Source organism: Inquilinus limosus MP06 (assembly GCF_000767795.1).
In the GTDB taxonomy this organism is placed as follows: Bacteria; Pseudomonadota; Alphaproteobacteria; order DSM-16000; family Inquilinaceae; genus Inquilinus; species Inquilinus limosus_E.
The window spans coordinates 1-8,134 of the sequence record NZ_JANX01000270.1; the positions used below are offsets into that span (position 1 = coordinate 1).

The following is an 8,134-nucleotide window of genomic DNA, read 5'->3' on the forward strand; positions in this document are numbered from 1 at the left end:
AGACCCAGGTCGCGGCGCTGGACCTCGCCGGGGTCGCGGTCAGTGCCGGCTCGGCCTGCAGCTCCGGCAAGGTCCGCCGCAGCCATGTGCTGGAGGCGATGGGCCTGCCGGGCGACCTGGCCGAGAGCGCCATCCGGATCAGCCTCGGGCCGGCGACGGATGCCGAGGCGATCGAGCGCTGCGTCGCCGCCTGGGCCGATCTGTCGCGGCGAAGGCGCAGCCGTGCGGTGGCCTGAAGGGAGGCATGAGGTTTCGCCGGTTGCCGCCGGTCCGCGGCTTTCGTAGAACACCACGTTTTCGAGCAGGAGCAGGGCCGGAATGCCCAGGATCATCTTCATCGAGCCGGACGGGAACCGGCGCGAGATCGACGCCCCGGCCGGGCTGTCGATCATGGAGATCGCGCACAAATACGATGTCGATCTGGAAGGCGCCTGCGAGGGCTCCCTGGCCTGTTCGACCTGCCATGTGATCGTCGAGCCGGACTGGTACGAGAAGCTGCTGCCGGCGCGAGAGGACGAGGAGGACATGCTCGACCTCGCCTGGGGCCTGACCAAGACCTCGCGCCTCGGCTGCCAGATCATCATGAACGACGAGCTCGACGGGCTGACGGTCCGGCTGCCGGGCGGCAGCAACAACATGATGTGATACAAGGACGTTCCGGCATGAGCGGTCCGCATGCCGGGGTCCAGCGGAGCGCGGCTGAGAACGACTCTCGCAGTCGGGTTTTCGCTGGCAATCGTCGCCGAAACGCCTATCTATTGGCGTGAGAAGGGCGGCAACACTGGCCTCCCAAGGGGCAACCTTTGGGGCCTTCCGCATCGGAGTACCCGACTAGCCCACTCGGTTAATCGGATCTGGCACAGGGTTGAGGAGCGAGGCATGGCGGCAGTCCAGGAGACGGTCCGGCAGGTCGAAGAGATCACGAACAGCCGCTACAAGCACGGCTTCTTCTCGGATATCGAGATGGAGACTGCGCCGAAGGGGTTGACCGAGGAGACCGTCCGCTTCATCTCCGCCAAGAAGAACGAGCCCGAATGGCTCCTGGAATGGCGCCTGCGCGCCTTCCGGCTGTGGCAGACGATGGAGGAGCCGCACTGGGCGCGGCTCAGCCATCCGCCGATCGACTATCAGGACGCCTACTACTACGCCGCGCCGAAGAAGAAGCCCAAGCTCGGCAGCCTGGACGAGGTCGACCCCGACATCCTGGCCGTCTACGACAAGCTGGGCATCCCGCTGCGCGAGCAGGAGAAGCTGGCCGGCGTCGCCGTCGACGCCGTGTTCGACAGCGTCTCCGTCGCCACCACCTTCAAGGAGGCGCTGGAGAAGGAAGGCGTGATCTTCTGCTCCATCTCCGAGGCAGTGCAGAAATACCCTGAGTTGGTGCGCCAGTATCTCGGCTCGGTGGTGCCATATTCCGACAACTACTTCGCCACGCTGAACTCCGCCGTCTTCACCGACGGATCGTTCGTCTACATCCCCAAGGGCGTGCGCTGCCCGATGGAGCTGTCGACCTATTTCCGCATCAATGCGGAGAATACGGGCCAGTTCGAGCGCACCCTGATCATCGCTGACGACAGCAGCTACGTCTCCTACCTGGAAGGCTGCACCGCGCCCCAGCGCGACGAGAACCAGCTGCACGCCGCGGTGGTCGAGCTGGTGGCGCTGGACGACGCCGAGATCAAGTACTCCACCGTCCAGAACTGGTATCCGGGCGATGAGGAGGGCAAGGGCGGCATCTACAACTTCGTCACCAAGCGCGCCGCCTGCCGCGGCCGCAACTCCAAGGTCAGCTGGACCCAGGTCGAGACCGGCTCGGCGATCACCTGGAAGTACCCGAGCTGTATCCTGCAGGGCGACAACTCGGTCGGCGAGTTCTACTCTGTGGCGATCACCAACAACCGCCAGCAGGCCGACACCGGCACCAAGATGATCCATATCGGGAAGAACACCAGCTCCCGGATCATCTCCAAGGGCATCTCGGCCGGGAAGTCGGACAACACCTATCGCGGCCTGGTGCGGATCCTGCCGGGCGCCGAGGGCGCGCGCAACTTCACCCAGTGCGACAGCCTGCTGATCGGCGACAAGTGCGGCGCCCACACCGTGCCCTATATCGAGAGCCGCAACCCGACGGCGCAGGTGGAGCACGAGGCGACCACCAGCAAGGTCAGCGAGGACGTCCTCTTCTACTGCCGCCAGCGCGGCATCGGCGAGGAGGAGGCGCTGGGCCTGATCGTCAACGGCTTCTGCCGCGAGGTGCTGCAGGCGCTGCCGATGGAGTTCGCGGTCGAGGCCCAGAAGCTGGTCGGCATCAGCCTGGAAGGCTCGGTCGGTTGAAATCCGGCCGCCCCGTGCGGCCGCTTTGTTCGAGGAAGGCCGTGTGAAGCGGCGAGGGAACGCGGAATGCTGGAGATCAAGGACCTGCACGTCGCCGTCGACGGCAAGGAGATTCTGAAGGGTGTGTCGCTGGCCCTGAGCAAGGGCGAGATCCACGCCATCATGGGGCCGAACGGCTCCGGCAAGTCGACGCTGAGCTACGTCATCGCCGGCCGCGACGGCTACGAGGTCACCGGCGGGTCGATCACCTTCAACGGCGAGGACCTGCTGGCGATGGAGCCGGAGGAGCGGTCGCGCGCCGGCGTGTTCCTGGCCTTCCAGTACCCGCTCGAGGTTGCCGGCGTCGGCACCGTCACCTTCCTGCGCACCGCCTACAACGCCCACCGCAAACATCGCGGCGAGGCCGAGCTGGACCCGATGCAGTTCACCAAGCTGCTGCGCGAGAAGGCGAAGGAACTGGGCATCGACGCCGAGATGCTGAAGCGCTCGGTTAATGTCGGCTTCTCCGGCGGCGAGAAGAAGCGCAACGAGGCGCTGCAGATGGCGCTGCTGCAGCCGAGCCTTGCCGTGCTGGACGAGACCGACAGCGGCCTCGACATCGACGCGCTGAAGGTGGTGGCCGAGAGCGTGAACAAGCTGCGCTCCCCCGACCGCGCTTTCCTGGTGATCACCCACTACCAGCGCCTGCTCAGCTACATCGTCCCCGACCACGTCCACATCCTGGCCGACGGCCGGATCGTCCGGTCCGGCGGCAAGGAGCTGGCGCTGGAGCTGGAGGAGAAGGGCTACGCGGGCGTTGTCCCCGCGGCCGCGTGAGGCCGAGATGAGCGAAGCCACCGCCACCTCCCCCGTCGTCGCCGCCCAGCGCGAGCGTTTCTCGGCCAGCCGCTCGGCGCTGCCCGGCGTCGGCCACAGCGCCGTCGCCCGCCGCCGCGAGGCGGGCATGGCCCGGTTCGAGAGCCTGGGCCTGCCGACGCGCAAGCAGGAAGCCTGGAAGTACACAGACCTGCGGCGGCTGGAGAAGCTGGGCCTGAACGGCGCCACCGCTCCGGCCGACGCGGCGCTGCCCGAAGCCCTGCGCGCCTTCGTGCCGGCGCAGGGCCCGTCCATGGTCTTCGTCAACGGCCGGCTGCGGCCGGAGCTGTCGCATCTCGACAGCCTGCCCAAGGGGCTGCGCTTCGACGGCTATGCCGCGGCGCTGGAGGCCGGCGACGCCGAGGTCGAAACCCGCTTCGCCAGGGCCGCCGACGCATCGCTGGTCGAGCTGAACGCCGCCCTGGTCGAGGATGGCGCGGTGCTGCGCATCGCCCCCGGCGCGGTGATCGACGCGCCGGTCCGGCTGGTCTTCCTGTCGGCGCCGGGCGCCGCGGCGGTGGCCAGCCATCCGCGCATCCTGGTGCTGGCCGGGGCCAACAGCCAGGCGACGCTGATCGAGGCCTATCACGGCACCGACGACACCGGCTATTTCACCAATGCGGTGGTCGATGCCGAGATCGGCGACGGCGCCCGGCTGCGCCATTACCGGCGGCAGAGCGAGGGGCTGCAGGCGGTGCATCTGCTGAACGGCAGCGCCACCATCGGCCGCGACGCCACCTATGACAGCTTCACCCTCAGCCTCGGCGCCGACCTGGCGCGGACCGAGGTGGTGGCGACCTTCACCGGCCGCGGCGGCAACGGGCACGTCACCGGCGCCTATCTGGCCGATGGCAGCCGCCACATCGACACCACCACGCTGATCGACCACGCCGTGCCGGACTGCCGGTCGCGCGAGGTGTTCAAGGGCGTGCTGGACGGCAAGGGCAGGGGCGTCTTCCAGGGCAAGATCATCGTCCGCCGCGACGCCCAGCGCACCGACGGCTACCAGCTGAACCGGGCGCTGATGCTGTCGCGCACCGCCGAGATCGACAGCAAGCCCGAGCTCGAGATCTACGCCGACGACGTCAAGTGCAGCCACGGCGCCACGGTCGGCGAGATCGACGCCGAGGCGCTGTTCTACCTGCGCGCCCGCGGCATCGACGAGCGCACGGCGCGGGCCCTGCTGGTCGAGGCCTTCCTGCGCGAGGCGCTGGAGGAGGTCGCCGACGAGGCGGTGCGCGAGGAGTTCGAGGCCGCGGTCGGGCAGTGGCTCGCCGGGCGGCACCAGGAGGGTTAGAGCCGATGGACACGCGGCTGCATGCGAGCGGCATCAACGCCTATGACGTGAACGCGGTCCGGGCGGATTTCCCGATCCTGTCCCGCACCGTCTACGGCAAGCCGCTGGTCTATCTCGACAACGCCGCCTCGGCGCAGAAGCCGCGCTCGGTGATCGACGCCGAGAGCCGCGTCTACGAAGAGGAATACGCCAACGTCCATCGCGGGCTGCACTATCTCAGCGGCGCCGCGACCGATGCCTTCGAGGCGACGCGCGAGGCGGTGAAGCGCTTCATCAACGCTGCCTCGATCAAGGAGATCGTCTACACCCGCGGCACCACCGAGGCGATCAACCTGGTGGCCCAGAGCTACGGCCGCGCCTTCCTGAAGGAAGGGGACGAGATCATCGTCTCGGTGCTGGAGCACCACTCCAACATCGTGCCCTGGCAGCTGCTGGCGCAGGAGAAGGGGTTGGTCCTCAAGGTCGCCCCGATCGACGACGACGGCAACTTCCTGCTCGACGAGTTCGAGCGCCTGCTGTCGCCGCGGACGAAGCTGGTCTCGATCACCTACATGTCGAACGCGCTGGGCACCATCGTCCCGGTCAAGGCGGTGATCGAGCGGGCGCATGCGGTCGGCGCCAAGGTGCTCCTGGATGCCGCCCAGGCGATCACCCACATGCCGGTCGACGTCCAGGATCTCGGCTGCGACTTCCTGGCCTTCTCCGGCCACAAGCTGTACGGCCCGACCGGCATCGGCATCCTCTACGGCCGCGAAGCGCTGCTGGAGGCGATGCCGCCCTGGCAGGGCGGCGGCGAGATGATCCGCACCGTCAGCTTCTCCGGCACCACTTTCGCCGAGCTGCCGGCCAAGTTCGAGGCCGGCACCCCGGCCATCGCCCAGACCATCGCGCTCAAGGCGGCGATCGACTACGTCACCGCCCTCGGCCTCGACACCATCGCGGCGCATGAGCACGAGCTGATGCAGTACGGCGTCGAGCGGCTGTCGCATGTGCCGGGCCTGACCATCGTCGGCCGGGCACGGGATCGTGCCTCGATCATCTCCTTCGCCATGGACTGCGCCCATCCGCACGACATCGGCACGGTGATCGACCAGGCCGGCGTCGCCGTCCGGGCCGGCCACCACTGCGCCCAGCCGCTGATGGAGCGGCTGCAACTGCCGGCCACGGCCCGCGCCTCCTTCGCCCTGTACAACACCAAGGCCGAGATCGACGTGATGGCCGAGGCGCTGGACAAGGTGGTCAAGCTGTTCGGGAAATGACGATGTCGCTGTCCCAGGAAGAGCTGGAGGAGAACTTCTCCCTCCTCGACGATTGGGAGGAACGCTACGCCTACATCATCAGCCTGGGCGACGCCCTGCCGCCCTTCCCGGAGGCCGAGCGCGTCGAGGCCAACAAGGTGCATGGCTGCCAGAGCCAGGTGTGGCTGATCGCCCGGCCCGAGGACCAAGCGCCGGACCGCATCGTCTTCCAGGGCGACAGCGACGCCCGCATCGTCAAGGGGCTGATCGCCATCGTCACCGGCGTGTTCTCCGGCAGACGGCCGGAGGAGGTGGCGGCGATGGACCTGCGCGGCCTGTTCAACCGGCTCGGCCTCGACACCCATCTGACCAGCGGCCGCCGCAACGGCCTGGCCTCGATGGTGGAACGGATCAAGGAGATCGCGCGGCGCACCCTTGCCGCGCGGGAGGCGACATCATCATGACCCGAAGCGCCTATTTTCCCGATGACGGCCTCGGCCTCAACGACTTCATGCGCGCCGGCACGCTGGACGTGCCGGAGCCGGACTGGATCCATGTCCGCACGCCGCTGTCGAAGATCGAGTATCCGCTCGACGTCGAGGCCACCCGCTCGGCGGTGATGGACAACCTGACCCTGGTCTTCGACCCGGAGCTGCCGGTCAACATCGTCGAGCTCGGCCTGATCTACCGGGTCGAGGTGACGCCGGAGGGCAAGGTCGAGATCGACATGACCCTGACCGCGCCGAACTGCCCGGTGGCCGGGTCGATGCCGGTGATTGTCGAGAAGGGCGCCCGCGCCGTGCCCGGCGTGACCGAGGCCAAGGTCAACCTGACCTGGAGCCCGGCCTGGTCGATCGAGCGAGCCAGCGAGGACGCCCGGCTGGCGCTGGGGATGTAGGAACCGGTCTCCAGCCTCCTCCGCTTGTCATCCTCGGGCTTGACCCGAGGATCCAGGGGCTTTCCGGAGCGGACCTCGGTGGCCCCTGGATTGCCGGGTCAAGCCCGGCAATGACAGAAAGGGAAGGGTGGGGACACCGGGGAACGTCTGCATTGCAACCGCAGACCGTTGAAGTCTTTTCCCGATCGGCCCATCTTGTGGGTCGAGGACAAGAGGTGAACAGGATGCGCGCCCTACCGCCGCCGATTTCCCTGACCGACCGCGCCGCCGACCGCGTGCGCGAGCTGATCGCGAAGTCGCCGAAGCCGATCATCGGCCTCCGGGTCGGGGTCAAGGCGCGCGGCTGCTCCGGCCTCAGCTACTTCATGGAATACGCCGAGGAGCGGAAGAAGTTCGAGGATGTGGTCGAGAGCAAGGGCGTCACCGTCCTGATCGACCCCTCGGCGATCATGTTCCTGCTCGGCACCGAGATGGACTACGTCCAGGAAGAGTTCGGCGCCCGCTTCGTGTTCAACAACCCGAACGAGGTCGATCGCTGCGGCTGCGGCGAGAGCTTCCGGGTGGCGCAGCCCGAGGGCAAGGAACCGGCCCCGGCCCAGGCATGACGCATCCGGCCGGCGGTGCCGCCCCGGACCTGACCCCCAGAACCCTTCGCCGCCTGCTGTCGCCGCCGCGCCTGCGGCGGCTTCTGCGTTTCGGCGTCGGCGGCCTCCTGGTCGGCTGCATGGCGGTCGCCTTCGCCGAGGCTGCCGACGGGGCGCAGAGCCTCTTCGCCTGGATCATCGATGGCCGGCTGTGGCTGGCGCCGATCCTCGGCGCCCTCGGCTTCGGGATCTCCGCCCTGGCGGCGCAGCGGCTGTTCCCGGCGGCGCCGGGCAGCGGCATCCCGCAATGCATCGCCGCGATGCGCCGGCCGCTGGAGCTGGTGCCGGGCCAGCTGAACGCCCGCACCGGCATCGGCAAGATCGCGCTGTGCCTGTTCGGCCTGGCCTGCGGCGCCTCGATCGGGCGCGAGGGGCCGACGGTGCAGGTCGGCGCGGTGATCCTGGCCAGCCTGACGGCGAACGCCACCCCGGCCCGGCTGCGGCGGGTGATCACCGCCGGCGGCGCCGCCGGGCTGGCCGGCGCCTTCAATACGCCGCTGGCCGGCATCGTGTTCGCGCTGGAGGAACTGGCCGCCGGCTTCGACATCCGCAACCGCATGGCGGTGCTGGCGGCGATCTTTCTGTCCTCCGCCGTCGCCATCGCCGTGCTCGGCGACTACACCTATTTCGGCCGCCACCCGCTCGACTTCACGGCCGGGGCGATCCCGGTGTTCCTGCTGGTCGCGGTGCTGGCGGGAGTCCTGGGCGGCCTGTTCGGCCGCTGCGTCCTGGCCCTGACCCGGCTGCTGCCGCGGCTGTTCGCCCGGTTCGGCCGCTCGGTCGGTGCTGGCCGCCGCGCCAGCTGCGCCTTGTGGCCGCTGAGTCGGCTGCCGCCGGCGGCGCCACCTTCGGCACCGGCTACGAGCCG

Annotated in this window: 9 protein-coding genes and 1 pseudogene; all 10 read left to right on the forward strand. The window is 68.7% G+C overall.

Going from position 1 to position 8,134, the window contains the following annotated elements; genetic code table 11:
• A pseudogene (locus tag P409_RS40400) lies at positions 1 to 236 on the forward strand (cysteine desulfurase); the annotation flags it as partial.
• An 82-nt stretch (positions 237 to 318) separates the two neighbouring features.
• Entirely contained in the window at positions 319 to 645 is a 327-nt protein-coding gene (locus P409_RS19660; RefSeq protein WP_034842035.1) for a ferredoxin family 2Fe-2S iron-sulfur cluster binding protein, read from the forward strand.
• Between the two features lie 234 nt (positions 646 to 879).
• Positions 880 to 2,334 carry a Fe-S cluster assembly protein SufB gene (sufB, locus tag P409_RS19665; RefSeq protein WP_034842048.1) on the forward strand — a complete coding sequence of 485 codons (1,455 nt, stop codon included), beginning with the start codon at positions 880 to 882 and terminating at the stop codon, positions 2,332 to 2,334.
• Between the two features lie 66 nt (positions 2,335 to 2,400).
• The gene (gene sufC, locus P409_RS19670) at positions 2,401 to 3,150 is read left to right on the forward strand and encodes a Fe-S cluster assembly ATPase SufC (RefSeq protein WP_034842052.1); all 750 of its coding nucleotides are present in this window, start codon (positions 2,401 to 2,403) and stop codon (positions 3,148 to 3,150) included.
• A 7-nt stretch (positions 3,151 to 3,157) separates the two neighbouring features.
• Positions 3,158 to 4,486, forward strand: coding sequence for a Fe-S cluster assembly protein SufD (gene sufD / locus P409_RS19675; RefSeq protein ID WP_034842063.1), 1,329 nt, complete (start codon positions 3,158 to 3,160; stop codon positions 4,484 to 4,486).
• Between the two features lie 5 nt (positions 4,487 to 4,491).
• Positions 4,492 to 5,745 (forward strand): cysteine desulfurase, encoded by a 1,254-nt coding sequence (locus tag P409_RS19680; RefSeq protein ID WP_052120972.1) that lies wholly within the window; start codon positions 4,492 to 4,494, stop codon positions 5,743 to 5,745.
• A gap of 2 nt (positions 5,746 to 5,747) precedes the next feature.
• Positions 5,748 to 6,188: a SufE family protein gene (locus P409_RS19685; protein WP_034842056.1), complete on the forward strand. Its 441-nt coding sequence runs from the start codon at positions 5,748 to 5,750 to the stop codon at positions 6,186 to 6,188.
• Entirely contained in the window at positions 6,185 to 6,622 is a 438-nt protein-coding gene (locus P409_RS19690; protein WP_202964731.1) for an iron-sulfur cluster assembly protein, read from the forward strand. The genes P409_RS19685 and P409_RS19690 overlap by 4 nt, the downstream gene beginning before the upstream one ends.
• A 224-nt stretch (positions 6,623 to 6,846) precedes the next feature.
• Entirely contained in the window at positions 6,847 to 7,227 is a 381-nt protein-coding gene (locus P409_RS19695; RefSeq protein ID WP_034842059.1) for a HesB/IscA family protein, read from the forward strand.
• Positions 7,224 to 8,134: chloride channel protein (locus tag P409_RS19700; protein ID WP_193366509.1), on the forward strand; the 911-nt coding region annotated here is incomplete at its 3' end. The genes P409_RS19695 and P409_RS19700, both read left to right, overlap by 4 nt.

What these genes read in the sequence shown, in the direction of transcription:
- P409_RS19660 (WP_034842035.1), top strand. Translation starts at nt 319, where the DNA reads ATGCCCAGGATCATCTTCATCGAGCCGGACGGGAACCGGCGCGAGATC.
- sufB (WP_034842048.1), top strand. Translation starts at nt 880, where the DNA reads ATGGCGGCAGTCCAGGAGACGGTCCGGCAGGTCGAAGAGATCACGAAC.
- sufC (WP_034842052.1), top strand. Translation starts at nt 2,401, where the DNA reads ATGCTGGAGATCAAGGACCTGCACGTCGCCGTCGACGGCAAGGAGATT.
- sufD (WP_034842063.1), top strand. Translation starts at nt 3,158, where the DNA reads ATGAGCGAAGCCACCGCCACCTCCCCCGTCGTCGCCGCCCAGCGCGAG.
- P409_RS19680 (WP_052120972.1), top strand. Translation starts at nt 4,492, where the DNA reads ATGGACACGCGGCTGCATGCGAGCGGCATCAACGCCTATGACGTGAAC.
- P409_RS19685 (WP_034842056.1), top strand. Translation starts at nt 5,748, where the DNA reads ATGTCGCTGTCCCAGGAAGAGCTGGAGGAGAACTTCTCCCTCCTCGAC.
- P409_RS19690 (WP_202964731.1), top strand. Translation starts at nt 6,185, where the DNA reads ATGACCCGAAGCGCCTATTTTCCCGATGACGGCCTCGGCCTCAACGAC.
- P409_RS19695 (WP_034842059.1), top strand. Translation starts at nt 6,847, where the DNA reads ATGCGCGCCCTACCGCCGCCGATTTCCCTGACCGACCGCGCCGCCGAC.